Consider the following 17,515-nt stretch of genomic DNA (forward strand, 5'->3'; position numbering starts at 1 on the left):
TATGACTAACAGAACGCTTTTTGCGACGAACAACAGGATTCTTCTCTTGGAACTCCTATCCGCCTCCGTCATGTCCACCGTGTCAGCTCTGGCCTCAGCACTCGCTGTCGGCGCCCTGATTGGCCTCGAACGCGGTTGGCGCGAGCGCGAGCGCGCTGAAGGGAGCCGCGTCGCGGGATTGCGAACATTCTCGCTGTTTGGCTTGTTGGGCGGCGTGCTCGGCGTCCTGAGCGTCACCCTGGGCCCCTGGCCATTGGTCACAGGGTTCGCCGGCTTGTCCATTCTCGCTGCGGTATCCTATCGCGAGAACGTTCGTATCCATGGCAGTTTGAGCGTAACTACCGCTGTCGCCGCGCTGCTGACGTACTCTCTCGGCGCGCTGGCCGGCGTCGGCCAAGCCGCCATCGCGGTCGGCGCGGCGGTCGTCGTGGCGATGTTGCTCGATCTTAAGCCCACGCTGCACCGCTGGCTGCGATTGGTGGAGCACCGTGAGCTCAGCGCGGCGCTGCAGCTGCTCGTGCTATCGGTTGTCATCCTGCCGCTGTTGCCTGACGCTGGGTACGGCCCCTATGACGCGTTGAACCCTTATCGTTTATGGTGGGCGGTCGTCCTGATCGCCGGTCTGTCTCTGTGCGGCCATATCGCGATGCGACTCACCGGGCCCCAGCGCGGGATCTTCTGGACCGGCTTGCTTGGCGGACTCGCCTCCTCGACCGTAACCACGCTCACGCTCAGTAGGCGTGCCCGAGCGGAACCGGGGCTCACCGATGCCGCAGCGGCCGGCACGTTGGCCGCTTGCGGAATGATGTTTCTGCGCATGACGGTGATCGTATTCTCGCTTCAGCCTGCGCTCGGTCGACCGCTGGGAATTCCAATGGTAGCAGCGGGCATCGCGCTACTCGGCATGGGCACATGGCAGTGGAAGCAGCTCGCATCTGGAGTCGACGATGTCGCACCGTTCGACCTGAGCACGGCGCTTGGCTTCGGTGCGTTTCTCGGCGTGATGGCTGTGCTGACCCAAGCCTGCAAAGAGTGGCTCGGCAACCCCGGCTTGTATGCGTTGGCGGCACTGTCTGGGCTGGCCGATGTTGACGCAATCGTCGTCACCGTGATGCAAATGCAGGCCGCAGGCAGCTTGGCGGTGGCCGCCACCGTGACGGTTGTGGGCATTGCTGTCGCGGCCAACATGGTGGCGAAGGCGTCGATCGCGGCAGTTACTGGCGGGGCGTCGCTCGGCCGCCGTGTCGCGGTCGGCTACTGCCTTTCGATCGCCTCTGGCTCAGCGGCGGCCATCATTATGATGCTTGCGTGAGCAAGCTTACAAGGACCTCGCGCTCACGGGAAACTGATCACGGCACCTAGTCCGGGACCAGATCTGACCGCACCCGCATTCATTTCACCACGTCAACCACATCAAGAAAGACCCAGACTCCCTGGGACGCGGCTAGCACCCCGTTCACCGCGCCTCCATCCATGTCCGCGCAGTTGATCTAGATCAACCCCGGGGCCGGATCCGCCCCCTAAGCTGACAACTATTAATAAGGAGAAAAAAATGTACAACCGCATCCTTGTCGCCACCGATGACTCAACGCTTTCGAAAAAGGCCGTTCGTAGCGCAATCGAGTTGGCCGCTAGCATTGACGCCACTTTGGTGGCGCTCTACGTCGTGCCGCGCTACCCGGTGAGCTACTTCGAGGGCGGCATTTCGATCTCGCCCCAGGAAGTCAGCCGCATCGAAAAGCAGTGGGCCGACAGCGGCCAGGCAATAGTCGATGCCGTAAAGGAGGCCGCCCACGTTGAAGGCGTGAAGGCCAGGGCCGTGGTGGCGCGTTCAAACTTGGTAGCCGAGTCAATCATGGCAGCCGCGAAGAAACACAAATGCGACCTCATCGTCATGGCTTCGCATGGCCGCAAGGGTATCAAGCGCATCCTGCTGGGAAGCGAAACCCAGCATGTACTAACCCACAGCAGTATTCCCGTGCTAGTGTTGCGCTGAAACGGTTCTCACTCAGGAGAAGAAGATGAAAATCCTGTTCGCCGCTGACGGTAGCAAATTCACCAAGAAAGCCCTGGCCTTTCTCGTCACCCACGAAAGCCTGGCCGGCCCCGAGGACGAACTGGTCGTTCTCAACGTGCAGCCACCCGTTCCGCCGCGCGTCAAGACCATGGTGGGAGCCGCTACGGTAAATGCATACCACCGAGATGAGGCGAATAGGGTGCTCGAGCCGATCGAACGCTTTCTAAAGCGCCACAAGATGCAGTTTCACACAGCCTGGGTAGTTGGTATTCCCGCAATGGAAGTCATCCGCGCCGCCACGCGCGAGCAGGCACACATGATCGTCATGGGCACTCATGGCCACGACCTGCTAGGTCGTGCAATTATGGGGAGCGTGGCACAACGCGTAGTCACCGACAGCGAAATCCCAGTATTGCTGGTCAAATAAGGCCTTTAGCAGCTGTAAACCTCGTTTCACGAGCCTGCCTCCGACACCCATCGGGCTTGAGACGATGGGACGCAAAGCTGCCAAGCGGAGTAGTCCCCGCGAATGACCACGTCTTCGTTAGACGGCCTATCCCGGCCTAAAACCCGATCCGACAGCCCGTGAATTGGCAGAGCTGTACAGGCCGACCGAGTATGAACAACTCTTGGCCATCGGCGTAGGCAAGCGCGCCCTCCATGCATATTGTTGCGAAGTACGCGCGGATACTACCAAGTGAAGGTGCTCGGTAAAAACTAATGCACCTGGCGCGTAAGGATAGCATTAACCCACCACTGTTCACGATCACGCGCTGAACGCCAGTAGCGATTATTCGCGTGAATTGCCATATCCTCGTACCACCTCGGATACCTGGTTGGCTCAGAAACAGTGAAGCTCCCTAGGGTGTGGCGTGGTGTCCACAGCAGTCCCGCCCGTCGAATCTCACTACACTGTTTTAATGCGGTAAACGCCGAATCAAAGGAAAAACAGAAATCACGTCGTTGTCCATCTAGTTCGGTGCGAATAGTTTCTCTAACAACACGGTGACGCGGAATATACAGTCTCAAGGAGTCCTCTCCGAAGTACTGTTGTCGCAGCCGAAGGTCGGTCGTTCGAACGGAGCGAATATCCTTCACAACAAATCCGCGATATAGCTCGAGCAATAGCCCTGCATCCTCGCGTTGCCCTCCAAGTAGGCCCAACATTCGGATAGACAAGCTGGTGAAAATAGCGAGTGCTGAGAACGCGGCATCTTCAGCCTCCATTGGAAATATATCGCAAAGCCAATCGCGGTAGATGGCGAGCTTGTGCGGCCCTTTCATGAAGCTCTTCATCAAGTACTGTCGTAGGCCAAACTGATTGGCCAACCTGGCTCGCCACCAATCTAGGACTGCACAACATGGACAGCTGTCGGCTGGCATCAGCAGATAATACTCATTGCCGTAAAACGCAATGTATTCATAACTGAATGCAAGTCGTCGATACCTTCCATGGCCGCAGATTTGACGAACCTTCTTCGCAAGATGGCGCCCCACCGACTTGTAAATCCGCATCAGTTCGAGTAATCGATCTTCGACATATTCACCGTCTGCATCGTCAACGCTTTCACGTGTGACCGTGTCATGCCTCCGAATGCGAATATTCGCAGGCCCTCGGATGCAGGTATCTAGACCAAATAGCCAAGGAGGATGTTTCTCATTCGGATATGCTGTCTTGTAGAGACAGTTGAAATACAGTTTGGCCACAGCCGAGGTGTCGAAGTCAAACTCAATATCATTACGAGCAAGATCTACCACTTTTACCTGCATTAGCCGATTCAACTGTTTAGTTGCAATGAAAAAAACCTCCTCCGCTTCAGGAAAACCGTCAGTGGCATGATTTGCCAGATTTTTTACGACAAATGGCATACGACAAGATGGACAAGCTAGCGGCTGAGGGAATCGGCTAGGCACAAATTCACTGTGACCCAATGGCGCACCACATTTTGGGCAACGAGTCCGCAGTTCCTCGTCATGAAGTGGACAACGCAGCACGGCTGGGAACTGAAAGTAAGGCCAATGAAAGCAGTGTTGCAGGCAACTCAGGCAATAACGAATCTCGCGCGCCGGATCAACAAGATGTCGATGACGGGAAAAGTCTGCGATTGCTCGACTTTTCTCTAAATCACGAAAGAAAATCTGGACTGTAGGGTTGAGAGCGCTGGCTGAAAACTCCCAACTCCGCGCTGAGTCATAACGACTAGTACTGAGGACACGTCGGGAGTTTATCGGTACCTCCATAAGATGAGTGTAGTTGGGGCCACTCAGATCGTTCAGAAACATAAATCGCTGAACAGCCATCCAAGGGCTTTCCAGACGAAACGTTCGGGGCTGCGTCCACAGCATCTGCGGGCAAGCAAAAATAAACTGATTGCTTTGCATAAAAGGCTTAAACAATAAATTTGCTATCTGTGCCTTGCTGTAGCAAGTCCTCCCACATGGACACCGTTCCATGAAATGATGCACTGTCTTTTGCCATGGCATCAAGCAAGAAGCCGTGGACGGCATCCACGATCCACGCCATACGAAATCCCGATGTTTTGATTTCTTTTTCCTTAGCGTTGCTAACCTTGGTTAAAGCAGTCCAGTAATTCCTCCACTCCCCCCCCAGACGCCACCCCCGATCAAACGCCTCTTTACAAAAGAAACGGCTGTAAGGCCACTCACGGCCTATGGGATAAGAGAGCTCAACGTCATAGTGGCTCAACAACTCCTCTAGCTTGCTGGGTGTCTTGATGCCACCCATGGTGTGCCCACTAACAAAGAAGCGGGATACCACAGCGCCGTGATCCAATTCGTCGGTGATGGCCCGTAACTGCAGCAAATCCATTTGTCCAACAAGAATGGTGCACAAGATGTAGCCCTGGCTCCGCAAGGAGTTCCATAGTTCCAACAAATAGCGATAGTGCACGACCGAAAACAACTGTGCTTCATCTATCAGCAGCACACACTGAATTCCACCGACTTCCGCGCACTGGACAATGATCAGATTGGCAAGGACATTTTCAACTCTAACCCCACGTCTGATAGCGCTGGCAGGGTAACCCCATGATTCCAGCAGGTAGCGACAAAACGCCTCCTTACTTTTGTTAGTCAACCGTTGTCCGTTGCAGGTGAGAAAAGCGATGAATGGCAACTCACTCCGAAGGCTAACAATGGTTGACTTTATGGCGGTAGTTTTACCCTGCCGATGTAGACCAGTGAAATAAAGCCCACTCTTTCTGGCGATTGCCCAGTCATATGAGAGATTATGGAATTGTTCGATTTCATGCGTCAGGATCGTATAGCGCTGATCGAGCATCGGATGTCTAGCTGCAAGCCCAATACGCTGCTTTTTGGGGTTGAGATCTACATCAAACAAATCGTCAATAGACGTTTCTAATCTCTGTTTAAATGTATCGGCAACCTGAGGGAATTCAAAGCCTTCACTGTGTGCCAAAAAACGTTGATTGATCTGCATTTCAAGTACTGAACGCGCTGAGTGTGTCATCGCGAATCTCCGTTCTGCCCCCTGAAGAAAGCTCGGCGATTTCTCGACTCCATCGTAGGTTCTTCCTTGGCGTCTTCTGGGTCCTCTGTTCTGTAACGGTAGGACGGCGTAGGCATTTCATGAAGTGCGTTGGCTAGCTGACCTGCTTGACGGGTGATCTTGGGTTTCTTCGATTGGGAATTTCGGCTAGCTTGTTTTGCTAGGTATTCCATGAAGATGGTGACGGGATCTTCGCACTGTGCGTTGATGACTTTCTCTTTGTGCAGTCGATTGATTTCTTTGCGTGTCTCACGTGTATGAAAGGTTCTAGCCCAATGTCCGGTCACTCCTAGCACGCCATACTCCGTGCCGTTGTCACGAAAGACACGGATCTTCCGAAAATCACCTTTAATATGAGCTTTCATTTTTTTGCCGATCATCGGCCAATCTTGCCGGAGAAGATCGTTGGTGTAGGTCCCGTTGTCTAGTTGTACATGAGGAGGTCGCCCACTCTCCCGCGAGCCACGTACCGTGACAATCACGATCTCCACGGCCACTTGAGGATCATTCATAAATACCTCCGAAAACTTTGGCACTACCGAGAACTGAGGGGAGTCAGCTAACGCCGTCGCCAACACTTCGTTAGGTGTCTTGGACATAAGGGAGAGTCGGGGATGAGCGTTGTGATCGGCCACCAACACATCAATTAGATCGACTAGCTGCTCCATGCGAATTCGGAATTTGATGGCTTTTCCGACTGGGTCATCAACAGCCGGATCATCTGGGCCACTGCCTGTCGTAGATGGCAATCGGATGAATCCCCGTCGTTGAAGCTCGGCAAATATGCCTTCGACTACTTGGCGCGAGATCCAATGGCGCACCTTTCCGAACCGGATAATGGTGCCTGTCCGAACTCGTAAGTGGGAAACCACCGCATTTGCAAGATGAGACAGATGATTGTCAACTGAAATGATTGCGATATGTCGACCGAGCGCCTGGGGGACTACCCCTGAGGGAAGACCGGCCCCTTGAGCGTATTTCAGACCTTCAATACTCAGTTGTCGAGGGTGCCAGGGGGTAATAAACGACTCATAGGCCTTCAGTAGATCTAGGGCACGAAAGCGTGCAGAGATAGCAAGGCTATATCCCAGAACTACCGCAGAATATTGATCGACCAGTGGGCAAAAATATCCTCTACTAAGCGGAACATCGATTTCCTGGCCCTGGTTTTCGATCACAAGTGTTCCGATGAATGGAAATTCTTGCTCGTCATAACAAGCAATTTCAAGCGGAAAAAGGGGGCGCAAAACGCCACGTTTGCCAGACATCGCCTGCAAACCTGCGTTGACGTCGGGGCCATAGCGAGCTCTTCCGAGTTGATTATCACCCTCTTCAATCAAGCGCTTGATATGCTCCGTTAGAGCGACATATCCGGCTAGCTTGGTGTTTAGCGGATAGTTTTTCGTCGTTAATCCGGTACGTCTAAGGTACTTAATAATTCGAAGGTGCAAGGAAGACACATTCAATCCGGCTTCTTTCTTGCCTACCGTCCTCCGGATAATTTCTTCGATTTCTGGGTATTGCTTCAGTAATCGAGTAAATGCCCCGGCAAGACCGTATCCATCAGCGCCATCTACTTGAGTTGACTCTTTCTGCCTCTTGTAGTCAGCCTGCCGACAACCTTTGACCAAGGCTCGATACCCCCATAAGTGTCCATCCCGATGCACTGCCGTGCATCGATTTAGAAGATATGAGATGCCACTTCTGGATATCTGGTATTTCTTGCAAATAGCCGACGACTTGACACCGTCACAAGCCTCTTCTATCGCTTGCTTTAGGAGCTTATAGCGGCATCGTTTTGATTCCGACAACTCCTCTTCCACTACGTTGGGCCACCGCGAGTAGTCCAGCTCCTCCAAAGTATGTTCAATCACGCCTATTTTCCTAGCCTGATGGTGGTAGACCAATCTAAGGGGCTCTCACGCAGATCGTCAAGGAGATCGCCTCTCTGGCACAGTTGAAAGACACACGAAAATACTGCGGGCCAGTCGCTGAATTTTCGAAGCTGAAGTTGGCGTAGAGACATCTCGGTTTCTTGCTCGACCGTAGCAATGATGTCCTTCTCCAAATTTTTATAGGTTATATCGACGGCTCCAGAGAGCGTCGCGACAACCTGGAGCCAATCGTGTAGAAATCGCTCCTCTTGGAAAGCCTGCTCGTCTGTATAGAGGCCCCAATCCGCTCCAATGATTAATGCCTCCTGCTGTTGTACCTGAATTTGTAACGACGTACGTAAGTCATTCTCGACGTCGCTCTGGTACTTCACCTCAACAAGACACCGACGTCTGGAGCGAAGCGTGACGATTGCATCGGGCTTACTCCCAACGTAGCCATCACTGCCTAGATGAGCCAGAATGCGGTCTGGATCTAAGTCATACGTATAGACGTCACTACGGCCCTCGAGTGACAAGAAGTGGCACAACTCCAAATCACTAGATAAGACAACGTCACGATGTGTTTTTGGACTGTAGGCATAGGAAATTGAACCAACGCCCTTGCCTCGTCGAGCCAGAGCTTGACGAACTGCAGAACTCGCCCTGAGTGGCGCGCGCCCTTTTATCGTGTTGACACGACTTGCGTCCATGAGACTTTTCCGTTGTTCGGCCGAATATCTCCTAGTTTTTGAACTCAAAGAGATAAAGCCGATCCTCGGAGCAGATTTTGTAGAAGCACGACAAAGACAAGGTCGTGAATCGCCCCGAGGTCTTGCGGTTTTTTTGATTTTCTCAAATCTCGGGGCGATTCAACGTAACGAATTGCAGCAATCCGTTCTCTTGTGTGCTGCGACTCAGTGGCGATGTTTTGTTCGAAAAATTGCCTTAGTAAAAATTAAGCAATCTTTCGTCACTCTCTTTGGAGGCTGACTTTTTCCAGAGTGATGTAAAAGCCGCGTTATGTACAGAAATTACTTAAGATTCTTTCCTGACAGGCTTGAACACGCCCGGCGGCTGCGTGCGCTGCTAGCCGAATGCGGCCTTAAATACCCTGAGGCTGCGAAGCATCTGCATGTCTCGCTGCGCACTTTACAAAACTGGTTGTGCGGCCGCCACCAGATCCCATGGATGGTTTTTCGGGTGCTGCGCCTGGAGCGTTTTATGGAGCTTCCGAGCAAGCAATGGGCTGGCTGGCACTTCAGCGGTGGCAAGCTGGTTACGCCTGAGGGCTGGGCGATTGCCGCCCACGAAGGCGCGTGGTGGTCGATGCTGGTTCGTCAGGCTCGGGGATTTGGTGAGCTTTTCCGCGAACGGGTTTCACTCCTGGCTGAGTTGTCGGCGCTGCGGCATCCGCTGCAGGGATGCGTTAGCGTCCCCCTTGCGGGGGGCGCAGCCTCCGACGACTCCCCGATTCGAAGTGGCGTACCTGTAACACGTCACTTTAGTCTCACCCGTGAGACTTTTGGCCAAAATCTTCCACGCTATGAAATGCGGCAGACCACGGCAAAGGCCCATTTCGAGCTGTCGAGGGGTGCGCTATGAGCTCGTGGAATTCCAAGTCGCACAGCGTGCACCAGCAGGCCTACCGGGAGCGCAAGAAGGCCGGTCTGGTGGTTGCGTATGAGCGTCAGGTAACCGACGCCCCCTGCCCGGCCTGCTCTGGCACCGGCAAGGAACACAAGACGGTGCGGAGCTACGTGCCCCGCCCAGACCCCGAAGGAGGCTTGAAAAGTCCCTGAATGGGCGTTTGATTGAATTAAAGCGGGGGGAGCGGCGTATCGAGCGCTTGCCCTCCCCTGACCAAAACCGAACTTATACGGAGTTCAAAAATGGCTACTGAGAAGTGTATTCCTCCGACCGTCCAAGAGTCGCAACGCGTCCTTTCTGGCGTGCTTGCCGAGGCGGCCGACCTGATTGATCTGGCGCGGGCGGGCGATGGTTATTCGCCTTTCGCCAACATGGCACTGCGCACGCTGGAGCGTCTTATGGATGCCTGCGACCAGCTCGAGCACCAGCTGGCCAAGCACGGCGTACCGTCGTTTGACGAGCGGTTTCACACCCCAGGCGGCGTTGCAAGTCTTGCAGGCCGCGACCTCGCAGAGCTCGGACTCTTCGCTATAGCGATGGCATTGTGTTCCTCTACTTCCCGGACGCAGTACTAGTAGATTTGTACTGCCTGTTTCCGTAAAAAATGGCGCTTTGTCCTGATCAAGAAAGGACTCAACGCTCATGTTGACATTTTTTGATTCGCTATATTTGATTCATGCAAAAGAGTATTGGCTTCAAATTGAACAAATAAAAAAACTTGATATGGTCAATATGGATGAAATCATGTTGTCTGTCGATTATTTATCGCATGCCTTCATTACCTTCTTAGAAGAAGAGACTGGGGCATCGAATATGGAGTATCTATTGATAGGCTCAATGATCGCCGTGGTTTTTGCACTTTTTATGCTGGCCCTACATAAAGAAATATAAGGCAATGGTTTTGGCTTTTCAATTTTTAGCATCAAAATTAATTTTTAGAAGTAAATATAAAATATATCATGCAAGAATTTGATGCATTGCTGGAACTCTTGACTGCACTGGTTAAAGATCCGCGCACAGGTGTTTTGTTGATTTTTTTGATAATAGCCTCCGTGAGCGATTTTCGCACCTTCAGAATTCCCAATTGGTTAACTTTCAGCGGCATGGTTTTTGGACTAATTTACAGTGCGTTCGTCCCGTTTTCATTTCGCCTTGGTTTTTTTTGGGCACTGGGCGGACTCTTGCTTGGTTTTCTGATTATGTTGCCATGTTATGCATTAAAAATAATGGGCGCAGGCGACGTCAAACTCATGGCAATGGTGGGTGCTTTCTTGGGCGTGAGTGATACATTGCACGCGGTAGCATTTTCTTTCATTGTGGGTGGAATTGCGGCGCTGGGATTTTCATTGTTTAACAAGGCATTAATACGGATGTTGGGGAACGTAAAGAATATTGCGCAAATGATGATGATGTCGGCCATTGGTGGTTTCAGGCCAGATGTGCAGATTGAGGCAAGCAAGTCGGTAGGGAAGCTGCCCTATGGCATCTGCATCAGTATTGGGACAGTTGCCTATGTAGTGGCAAAGCAGTTGGGTTATGCGTAAGCAATACAACCATACCTATGAGGGTCAGCAATGAAAAACCTTAAAGCCATCGGACTGCTCTTTATGGCCTTGTTGATTGGACTGGCCGCTGCAGTTTATGCAGCAGGCTGGGTATCACGACAAGGAAATATTGCCTCCAATAAAGTCGTCATCGCTGCGGTCGATATTGAGATGGGCAGCAAGATCAATCCACAAATGCTGACATCGACAGATTGGCCCAGCGGGTCAATCCCCCCTGGCGCCTTCAAAGACATCAAGGAACTGCAGGATCGAGTCGTCAAAGTCAGCGTGCTGCGCGGCGATGCGGTGCTAGAGCGCAAGCTGGCGCCCGTAGGCACCCAAGGCGGTCTTTCCGCCGTCATTGCCGAAGGCAAACGGGCGATGACGGTCCGCGTCAATGACGTCGTCGGCGTGGCCGGCTTCGCACTCCCCGGCAATTATGTCGATGTCATGGTCAACGCACAGCAAGACAGAGCCAAGGGCGAAGAAGGCAAACAGATCAGCAAAACCGTGCTGGAGCATGTGCTGGTGCTGGCCGTTGCCCAGGAATCGGGCCGGGACGACACCAAGCCCAAGGTTGTCAGCGCCGTCACGCTGGAGCTGACACTGGAAGACTCCGAAAAGCTCGACCTAGCGCGCAGTGTCGGCACCCTGTCCCTGGTGCTGCGCAACCAGATCGACAAGAAAACGGTAGCGACCGCAGGCATTACCAAGAGCCAGCTTTTTGGCGAAAAGGAAGTGCCGCCCACCGCCGTGAAAGTGGCGGCAACCACCACGACTACCCACAAGCCCAGAGTATTTATAGCCAGCCCGGCCGCACAGCCAGCGGCCGAATGCGTCGAAGTGATTCAGAACGGTTCTCGGGTTCTCAACTGTTTCTAAAAAAACCAACGACGGAGTAGTTCCAAGTGCAAAAAAAATACAAAAACTTGATTTTGCTTGCCACATTGGCCCTGACCGGCCAATCCTTCGGCCAAGACAAACCGGTCATCAACCCGGCGCCACGCGCCACTTCAGGCTTAAAACCCTGTGTAGGCGAAGTGAGGGTGGACCCCCCCACCTATCTGGCGCTTGGCAAGTCACGCGTCATACGGCTTGATTTCCCGGCAGCCCGCATGCTCGTCGGCGGCCAGTCGTCCAGCCGCGCAGGCCGGGCGGTTGCGCCGAATGACAAACCAGCCCCCGGCACGCCAGCCAATGCACCGGCCGCGCCAGCCGCTTCGGCACAAGGCTCGGATGGCGTGGCAGACCTGGACATCACGCTGCTCAGCCCCAGGGAATTGTTCTTTCTGGGCAAAAAGGCCGGCTCCATGAATGTGGTCCTGCAGAGCGCAGACGGGCGCTGCGTGGTCAAGGACATCATCGTCACCATCGATCCGGACACACTGCAGGCCAAGCTCACCGAGTTGATGCCCGAGGAAACCGGCATCAAGGTCAGGGGCGCCGAAAACGCCATCGTGCTGACCGGCAAGGTCAGCGACGCCATCAAGCTCGACGAAGTAATGAGCCTGGCAACGGCCTACGGCGACGGCAAGAAGGTCGTCAACATGCTGCGCATCTCGACGCCGCAACAGGTCATGCTGGAAGTCAAGATTGCCGAAGTCAGCAAGACGCTGCTTGACCGGTTCGGCATTGACTACTCAAGACTTCTGTCATCCGGCAGCAGTGCAAGTTTTCTATCGGGAATATTTGGTGGAGGTCCTGCAATTATTGGGAAGCTAGCTGGAAAGTTGGATTTTGCTGGAAATGCAGGGTCCGGTTTTGGCGGTCCATTGGGAAGAGCTGGAGCTACTTTGGCAGCGCCCGAATTGCCTCTTGGTGCGCCTCCAAGGGCAGGCAGCGCTAGCTTGCTGGGCATTGAAGCCCAAAAGAGAGATGGGCTGATTCGTGTGCTGGCTGAGCCGAACATCATGGCCATCAGCGGTCAGTCAGCCAGTTTCTTGTCGGGTGGTCGTATTTTTATACCAGTTGCGCAAACCCGAGAAGGCGGCGGCAGCACGATCACGCTAGAAGAAAAAGAATTCGGGGTTGGGCTCAAGTTTCTCCCTACTGTTCTAGACGGGACTCGCATTAATCTCAAACTCGTTTCCGAGGTTTCAGAGTTGGCACAAACTGGATCGGCGTTCACTACCGTTGGGGGTGTGACATCAGTATTGCCGTCCATCACGAGCCGCCGCGTGGATACCACCGTCCAGCTAAATGACGGGCAAAGCTTCGCTATCGCCGGCCTCATTAAAAACAACGTCACCGAAAGCGTCAGCCGATTTCCAGGAGTAGGCGAAGTCCCTGTACTGGGCACGCTATTTCGGAGCACCGAATTCCAGAACGATCAAACTGAATTGATTTTTGTGATCACGCCGCGCCTGGTAAAGCCATTGACAACAGCCGTGATGTTACCGACAGATAACCATATTATTCCATCCCGCTCGGAAGTAATCTTGAATGGAGCAACGGAAAGCGCAAGTCCGCCCAAGATTATTCCAACCAACCCAGCAGCCCAACAATAAATGGAGCGATGAATGAAAATACTACTCTTCCCCATATGCTTCAGTTTTCTTAGTGGCTGTGCAAACTATTCAGCACAAACGCCTAACTATGATGCAAGGTTTGGCGATGCTGTTAGGCAAGCCCGGTTGCAAATGACCATTAACCCCGAGGCCAGTAACAATTCGGATCAAGCAATTGGCATGGACGGCAAATCAGCCAAGGAAACCATGATTCGTTATCAGGACACCTTTAAAACACCGCCGCCAACAGTTAATATTATCAATATTGGTGGCGCCATTGGGGGCAAGTAGCAACTATATAACCAACCGCCATCTTGATAAACGGAAGCCGTTAAACATAAACAATGGTTTATTAAAATTTAAATAAAGGAGGTCAAGTCTATGCAATGAGTTAAAAAGCAATTGGTTTAGTAAATTTTTTTATTATTTAATTAACTTTATCAGGGGCAAACAAAATGAACAAATTTCTCACTCAAGTCAATAACTCTATTCGTTCCTTTGCCAAAGACGAGGAAGGCGCTCAGGTTGTCGAGTACGCGCTCATCATTGCCGTCGTGTCGATTGCTTTGGTTCTTGCACTTCAAGCACTCGGTGGCGGCAGCTTTACGACCTTTATCGGCCGTGTAACTAATTGCTTGACAACAGCTGCTTGCGTCTGACCACGGAGCATAGTAAGACGACAGTGGAATCACAATCGTGAACGGTCGTGAATCCACTTGTCCACCCCTCACAACCCCCCTAATTATTTAACCCAGCACAGCTCAAATTCGGATTATGGGATTTTGACTTCATAAAGAAAATTATCATGTTTCCCCAGTTTCTAAAAGAAGAAGATGTTGCCCAGGTCATTGAGTATGCATTGATTATTGCCGTGGTCTCGATTGGCCTCGTTCTGGCACTTCAGTCTTCGACCCTGGCCGCCAGCTTTGGGAACTTCATCGGCCGTGTCGCCACATGCCTGACAACTGGGCCATGTGTTTAGTTTTATGGCCGTTTTTCAATAGCGCCAAGAGGAGGCATTCTCATGCGCAATCTTGCCACTCGTCATCACCAGCAGGGGGCGGTCATCATCACCGTGGCACTGGTCCTCCTGTTCCTGCTTGGGTTCATGGGAATTGCGCTGGACTTTGGCCGCCTGTTCATTGTGAAGACGGAGCTGCAAACAGCCATGGACAGTTGTGCGCTCGCTGCGGCCCAGGAACTCGACTTGCAGCCTTCGGCAATCGACCGAGCCAAAAGTGCCGGCCTGACCGCCGGCAACCTGAACCGCGTTAATTTCCAGTCTGCGACCTGGAGCGGGAAGGGCCAGCTGGTGAGCGCCGAAATCACTTTCAAGAATCCGGCCTACGTGACCACGGCAGACCCCACGGTTTCCCAGTACGTGCAGTGTCAGCATGTCCAGCCCGCCGTGCAGATGTGGCTAATGCAGGCCATGGGCGCCTTCTCCGGCAACACCACCGATTTCCCCAGTACCCGCAACGTGATGGCCAGTGCCGTCGCTACGCGCGCACACGGCCAGACCACCTGCCCAATACCGGTGGCCCTCAAGCCCAAAACCACCTGTGGCGGCCCCTGCCCGGGCCCGAACTACGGGTTGACTCCCGGAGAATGGGTCACCGTACTGACAAGTCAGGGCGCGACCCCTGGGGGTTACATCGGCTGGGCCAACCTGGATGGCTCAAACAGTGCGTCGGAGACAAGGGCGGAAATGAATGGCAAATGCGGAACCCGCGTCAACGACATACTAGGCACGCCAGGGACGCAAACGACGATTGCGGAAGACTGGAACTACCGTTTTGGCATCTACAAGAAGCTACCTGATTTCAGCACGGATCCACGCTACATGCGTCCGGATTTCACCGGTTACTCGTACACCGCTGCCAACTGGCCAAGCAAGTTCAACGCCTACAACGGGAGTGATCCCGGTGCCCATGCAACGGCCCAGAACTTCGTGACCAAACGGGCGAATTTCGGAGCCTGCGCACCCAATGGCAATATCAAGGGCGCGAACAGCTGCGAGTCGATCAATGGCATCAGCCTGAACAGCTTCAAGGATCTGGCCGCTTCCGGAAACGGCCCCGCAAGCCACGGCGCCTGGGGAAGCAACCGACGCATCGTCACGGTGCCGGTCACCGACAACGCCAATAAAGTCATCGACTTCATGTGCATGCTCATGCTGCAGCCGCTGAGCATTCCGATGGCTGACGTGAAGCTTGAGTTCATTGGAAACGCGGGTAGTCCGACAAGCCCCTGCAGCTTCAGCGGCATGCCCGGCGGTGCGGCCGGGCCGCTGGTGCCGGCTCTGGTCCGATAGGAGAAAGACCATGAATAAACGACAAAAAGGCGTGGCACTGGTGGAATTCGCACTGATCCTGCCCTTCCTGCTGCTACTGTCTATGATCACCACCGAGTTTGGCCGGGCAATGTACCAGTACGACACGCTGACCAAGTCCGTGCGGGATGCCGCCCGCTACCTGTCGCTCCAGACCCCCGGTACAAAGATTCCCGAGGCCCGCAACCTGTTGGTTTACGGCAATCTGGCAGGCACCGGAACGCCACTGGCCCTGGGGCTCACTACCTCGCATGTGCCGGATCCGACCTGGCAGACCGCCGGAACCAATCCGGTGATCAACACCGTCACCGTGCGAATCCAGGGCTACACCTTCAATTCACTGTTTCCCAGTGTCTTTGGCATCCCCTTCGGCTCCATCACGTTCTCCAACATCACCGCCACCATGAGGAGCTATCTATGAGACCCGCGCTCAAATCACCGCAATCGGGCGCCACCGCAGTCGAGTTCGCGCTGGTGCTGCTCATTTTCCTGACGTTCTTGCTGGGAATCATGGACTTCAGCCGCATGCTCTACACCTGGAATGCGGCGAACGAAGCGACCAGAGCGGGAGCTCGGTACGCGGTGGTTTGCGATGACACCGGAAATTCAGCTCAGGTTCTCTTAAAAATGCAGGCGCTATTGCCGCAGATCCAGACCATCAACCTCGCCTGGATCCCTGCAGGTTGCGATACGTCCACTTGCGAAGGCGTCACCCTGACCATTACCAATCTCGATTACCAGTGGATTTCCCCCATCGCAGGAATTGCGAAGCTGTCAGCCATCCGGATGCCTTCTTTTTCCACCTTCCTGACGCGGGAAGTCATGCGGAAAGACCCGAACAGCGACGCCATCTGCATATAACCAACAGGTAAATAAAATGAAAATCGCCCTCATCTCCCCCAACAAGAATCACCTGCAAGACATGAGCAAGGTGCTTCAAGCGCAGTCGCACACTGTCACGCTCATTGATGGCGGGAAAAGCCGGATGCGCGCGGTGGCCGAACAGGAGCAGCCGGACCTGATGCTGGTGGATGGCATGTGCTGCGACCCGAACGAACTGCTTCAGGTCGAATATGTCACCACCCACCATCCCAAAATCGCGGTCATTCTGCTCTGCGCAACCCAGTCACCGGAGTTCCTGATCAACTCGATGCGGACCGGTGTGCGTGAAGTTCTGCCATCGCCCGTGAGCGCGGAGGCGCTGCAAGCAGCGGTCAGCCGCATTGCGGCCAAGCTGACAAGCGCAAAAAACAAAGGCACCGGCAAGATACTGGCCTTCATGCCCTGCAAAGGCGGCAGTGGTGCAACCTTTATAGCGACCAATCTTGGCTACCAGCTGGCGGAAACAAAGTCGGTGCTGCTGATGGATCTGAACCTGCAGTTTGGTGATGCCCTGTCGTTCGTGCATGACGGCGAGCCGGCTTCCACGCTGGCCGATGTGGCGCATGACATCAGTCGTCTGGATGCGTCCTTCCTTTCCGCCAGCACCGTCAAAGTTTCCGCCAACTACAGCATTCTGGCGGCGCCTGAAGACCTGACGAAAGCGATGGAGATCAAGCCCGAGCATATCGATGCCATCCTCGGCCTGGCGGTGACCCAGTATGACTTTGTGCTGCTGGACATGAGCCGAACCCTGGACACACTGGCCATCAAGGCCCTGGACCGTGCTTATCGAATCTTTCCAGTGTTGCAGGCCGGGCTGCCCGGGATTCGACATGCGGGCAAGCTCCTGGCCGTCTTCAAGTCACTCGGCTACCCGGCGGACAAGATCGAGATGATCGTCAACCGCTTCGAAAAAGGGGGCGATATCAGTCTGGATGACATTCAGCGTTCGCTGGGCATGGCCAGCCTGCGCACCGTGCCCAATTCGTACAAAGAGGTCAATGCGTCGATCAATCAGGGCGATGCCCTGGCCGAAGTGACCCGTTCCAATGCAGTCACCAAAAATCTGGCTGAGTTTGCCTTGTCGCTAAGCCCGAAGCAGGAAGACAGCCGCAGCTTGCTGGATCGTCTGTTTCGGCGGGCGTGAAGCGCCCGATTTCCAGATGAGTGTTACCAGCCCTTG

Annotated in this window: 22 protein-coding genes; 18 read left to right on the forward strand and 4 right to left on the reverse strand. The window is 53.9% G+C overall.

Annotated features, from left to right (window positions below; genetic code table 11):
- Positions 1-70 precede the first annotated feature (70 nt).
- The 3 genes from BM160_RS12505 (at position 71) to BM160_RS12515 (ending at position 2,444) form a co-directional block, all read left to right on the forward strand.
- Positions 71-1,312, forward strand: a complete 1,242-nt coding sequence (locus BM160_RS12505; RefSeq protein WP_092005833.1) for an MgtC/SapB family protein — start codon at positions 71-73, stop codon at positions 1,310-1,312.
- Positions 1,313-1,552: 240 nt separating this feature from the next.
- Positions 1,553-1,996 carry a universal stress protein gene (locus tag BM160_RS12510; RefSeq protein WP_092005716.1) on the forward strand — a complete coding sequence of 148 codons (444 nt, stop codon included), beginning with the start codon at positions 1,553-1,555 and terminating at the stop codon, positions 1,994-1,996.
- A 25-nt stretch (positions 1,997-2,021) separates the two neighbouring features.
- A complete protein-coding gene (locus BM160_RS12515) occupies positions 2,022-2,444 on the forward strand; it encodes a universal stress protein (RefSeq protein WP_092005719.1) in 423 nt (140 codons plus the stop codon).
- A gap of 290 nt (positions 2,445-2,734) precedes the next feature.
- On the opposite strand, the gene BM160_RS12520 is transcribed toward BM160_RS12515, so the two are convergent.
- The 4 genes from BM160_RS12520 to BM160_RS12540 form a co-directional block, all read right to left on the reverse strand.
- A complete protein-coding gene (locus tag BM160_RS12520) occupies positions 2,735-3,886 on the reverse strand; it encodes a hypothetical protein (RefSeq protein ID WP_143093246.1) in 1,152 nt (383 codons plus the stop codon).
- A 520-nt stretch (positions 3,887-4,406) separates the two neighbouring features.
- Positions 4,407-5,507, reverse strand: a complete 1,101-nt coding sequence (locus BM160_RS12525) for an ATP-binding protein (RefSeq protein WP_092005725.1) — start codon at positions 5,505-5,507, stop codon at positions 4,407-4,409.
- A complete protein-coding gene (locus BM160_RS22270; protein ID WP_143093247.1) occupies positions 5,504-7,420 on the reverse strand; it encodes a hypothetical protein in 1,917 nt (638 codons plus the stop codon). Before BM160_RS22270 ends, BM160_RS12525 begins: the two co-directional genes overlap by 4 nt.
- A 2-nt stretch (positions 7,421-7,422) precedes the next feature.
- Positions 7,423-8,130 carry a PDDEXK family nuclease gene (locus BM160_RS12540; RefSeq protein ID WP_143093248.1) on the reverse strand — a complete coding sequence of 236 codons (708 nt, stop codon included), beginning with the start codon at positions 8,128-8,130 and terminating at the stop codon, positions 7,423-7,425.
- Here BM160_RS12540 and BM160_RS22275 point away from each other — a divergent pair.
- The 15 genes from BM160_RS22275 (at position 8,129) to BM160_RS12610 (ending at position 17,479) form a co-directional block, all read left to right on the forward strand.
- On the forward strand, positions 8,129-8,410 hold the full coding sequence (locus tag BM160_RS22275; RefSeq protein WP_143093249.1) for a hypothetical protein: 282 nt from the start codon (positions 8,129-8,131) through the stop codon (positions 8,408-8,410). The two genes, BM160_RS12540 and BM160_RS22275, sit on opposite strands and share 2 nt — an antisense overlap.
- A 30-nt stretch (positions 8,411-8,440) precedes the next feature.
- Positions 8,441-9,022: a VC1465 family Xer recombination activation factor gene (locus BM160_RS12545; RefSeq protein WP_092005738.1), complete on the forward strand. Its 582-nt coding sequence runs from the start codon at positions 8,441-8,443 to the stop codon at positions 9,020-9,022.
- Entirely contained in the window at positions 9,019-9,219 is a 201-nt protein-coding gene (locus BM160_RS12550) for a hypothetical protein (RefSeq protein WP_092005742.1), read from the forward strand. Before BM160_RS12545 ends, BM160_RS12550 begins: the two co-directional genes overlap by 4 nt.
- A gap of 90 nt (positions 9,220-9,309) precedes the next feature.
- Positions 9,310-9,642: a hypothetical protein gene (locus tag BM160_RS12555; protein WP_092005745.1), complete on the forward strand. Its 333-nt coding sequence runs from the start codon at positions 9,310-9,312 to the stop codon at positions 9,640-9,642.
- A gap of 67 nt (positions 9,643-9,709) precedes the next feature.
- Complete coding sequence (locus tag BM160_RS12560; protein ID WP_092005748.1) at positions 9,710-9,958, forward strand: hypothetical protein; 249 nt, start codon at positions 9,710-9,712, stop codon at positions 9,956-9,958.
- 68 nt (positions 9,959-10,026) lie between these two features.
- Positions 10,027-10,611 (forward strand): A24 family peptidase, encoded by a 585-nt coding sequence (locus tag BM160_RS12565; protein WP_092005751.1) that lies wholly within the window; start codon positions 10,027-10,029, stop codon positions 10,609-10,611.
- A gap of 30 nt (positions 10,612-10,641) precedes the next feature.
- A complete protein-coding gene (gene cpaB, locus BM160_RS12570; protein ID WP_092005754.1) occupies positions 10,642-11,493 on the forward strand; it encodes a Flp pilus assembly protein CpaB in 852 nt (283 codons plus the stop codon).
- A gap of 26 nt (positions 11,494-11,519) precedes the next feature.
- Complete coding sequence (locus BM160_RS12575; protein WP_369821780.1) at positions 11,520-13,118, forward strand: type II and III secretion system protein family protein; 1,599 nt, start codon at positions 11,520-11,522, stop codon at positions 13,116-13,118.
- A gap of 12 nt (positions 13,119-13,130) precedes the next feature.
- A complete protein-coding gene (locus BM160_RS12580; RefSeq protein ID WP_092005757.1) occupies positions 13,131-13,409 on the forward strand; it encodes a hypothetical protein in 279 nt (92 codons plus the stop codon).
- A gap of 164 nt (positions 13,410-13,573) precedes the next feature.
- Positions 13,574-13,777, forward strand: coding sequence for a Flp family type IVb pilin (locus tag BM160_RS12585; RefSeq protein ID WP_092005760.1), 204 nt, complete (start codon positions 13,574-13,576; stop codon positions 13,775-13,777).
- 146 nt (positions 13,778-13,923) lie between these two features.
- The gene (locus BM160_RS12590) at positions 13,924-14,100 is read left to right on the forward strand and encodes a Flp family type IVb pilin (RefSeq protein WP_092005763.1); all 177 of its coding nucleotides are present in this window, start codon (positions 13,924-13,926) and stop codon (positions 14,098-14,100) included.
- A gap of 42 nt (positions 14,101-14,142) precedes the next feature.
- Entirely contained in the window at positions 14,143-15,432 is a 1,290-nt protein-coding gene (locus tag BM160_RS12595) for a TadE/TadG family type IV pilus assembly protein (protein ID WP_092005766.1), read from the forward strand.
- Between the two features lie 10 nt (positions 15,433-15,442).
- The gene (locus BM160_RS12600) at positions 15,443-15,871 is read left to right on the forward strand and encodes a TadE/TadG family type IV pilus assembly protein (RefSeq protein ID WP_092005768.1); all 429 of its coding nucleotides are present in this window, start codon (positions 15,443-15,445) and stop codon (positions 15,869-15,871) included.
- Positions 15,868-16,311, forward strand: a complete 444-nt coding sequence (locus tag BM160_RS12605) for a TadE family protein (RefSeq protein WP_092005771.1) — start codon at positions 15,868-15,870, stop codon at positions 16,309-16,311. Before BM160_RS12600 ends, BM160_RS12605 begins: the two co-directional genes overlap by 4 nt.
- Before the next feature lie 16 nt (positions 16,312-16,327).
- Positions 16,328-17,479, forward strand: a complete 1,152-nt coding sequence (locus tag BM160_RS12610) for an AAA family ATPase (RefSeq protein WP_092005774.1) — start codon at positions 16,328-16,330, stop codon at positions 17,477-17,479.
- The last annotated feature ends 36 nt before the right edge of the window (positions 17,480-17,515 follow it).

The organism is Polaromonas sp. OV174, assembly GCF_900112285.1.
In the GTDB taxonomy this organism is placed as follows: domain Bacteria; phylum Pseudomonadota; class Gammaproteobacteria; order Burkholderiales; family Burkholderiaceae_C; genus Polaromonas.

Excerpts from the sequence above, each read along its gene's own strand:
- BM160_RS12505 (WP_092005833.1), top strand. The coding sequence starts at position 71 with ATGTCCACCGTGTCAGCTCTGGCCTCAGCACTCGCTGTCGGCGCCCTG.
- BM160_RS12510 (WP_092005716.1), top strand. The coding sequence starts at position 1,553 with ATGTACAACCGCATCCTTGTCGCCACCGATGACTCAACGCTTTCGAAA.
- BM160_RS12515 (WP_092005719.1), top strand. The coding sequence starts at position 2,022 with ATGAAAATCCTGTTCGCCGCTGACGGTAGCAAATTCACCAAGAAAGCC.
- BM160_RS12520 (WP_143093246.1), bottom strand. The coding sequence starts at position 3,886 with ATGCCATTTGTCGTAAAAAATCTGGCAAATCATGCCACTGACGGTTTT.
- BM160_RS12525 (WP_092005725.1), bottom strand. The coding sequence starts at position 5,507 with ATGACACACTCAGCGCGTTCAGTACTTGAAATGCAGATCAATCAACGT.
- BM160_RS22275 (WP_143093249.1), top strand. The coding sequence starts at position 8,129 with ATGAGACTTTTCCGTTGTTCGGCCGAATATCTCCTAGTTTTTGAACTC.
- BM160_RS12540 (WP_143093248.1), bottom strand. The coding sequence starts at position 8,130 with ATGGACGCAAGTCGTGTCAACACGATAAAAGGGCGCGCGCCACTCAGG.
- BM160_RS12545 (WP_092005738.1), top strand. The coding sequence starts at position 8,441 with ATGTACAGAAATTACTTAAGATTCTTTCCTGACAGGCTTGAACACGCC.
- BM160_RS12550 (WP_092005742.1), top strand. The coding sequence starts at position 9,019 with ATGAGCTCGTGGAATTCCAAGTCGCACAGCGTGCACCAGCAGGCCTAC.
- BM160_RS12555 (WP_092005745.1), top strand. The coding sequence starts at position 9,310 with ATGGCTACTGAGAAGTGTATTCCTCCGACCGTCCAAGAGTCGCAACGC.
- BM160_RS12560 (WP_092005748.1), top strand. The coding sequence starts at position 9,710 with ATGTTGACATTTTTTGATTCGCTATATTTGATTCATGCAAAAGAGTAT.
- BM160_RS12565 (WP_092005751.1), top strand. The coding sequence starts at position 10,027 with ATGCAAGAATTTGATGCATTGCTGGAACTCTTGACTGCACTGGTTAAA.
- cpaB (WP_092005754.1), top strand. The coding sequence starts at position 10,642 with ATGAAAAACCTTAAAGCCATCGGACTGCTCTTTATGGCCTTGTTGATT.
- BM160_RS12580 (WP_092005757.1), top strand. The coding sequence starts at position 13,131 with ATGAAAATACTACTCTTCCCCATATGCTTCAGTTTTCTTAGTGGCTGT.
- BM160_RS12585 (WP_092005760.1), top strand. The coding sequence starts at position 13,574 with ATGAACAAATTTCTCACTCAAGTCAATAACTCTATTCGTTCCTTTGCC.
- BM160_RS12590 (WP_092005763.1), top strand. The coding sequence starts at position 13,924 with ATGTTTCCCCAGTTTCTAAAAGAAGAAGATGTTGCCCAGGTCATTGAG.
- BM160_RS12595 (WP_092005766.1), top strand. The coding sequence starts at position 14,143 with ATGCGCAATCTTGCCACTCGTCATCACCAGCAGGGGGCGGTCATCATC.
- BM160_RS12600 (WP_092005768.1), top strand. The coding sequence starts at position 15,443 with ATGAATAAACGACAAAAAGGCGTGGCACTGGTGGAATTCGCACTGATC.
- BM160_RS12605 (WP_092005771.1), top strand. The coding sequence starts at position 15,868 with ATGAGACCCGCGCTCAAATCACCGCAATCGGGCGCCACCGCAGTCGAG.
- BM160_RS12610 (WP_092005774.1), top strand. The coding sequence starts at position 16,328 with ATGAAAATCGCCCTCATCTCCCCCAACAAGAATCACCTGCAAGACATG.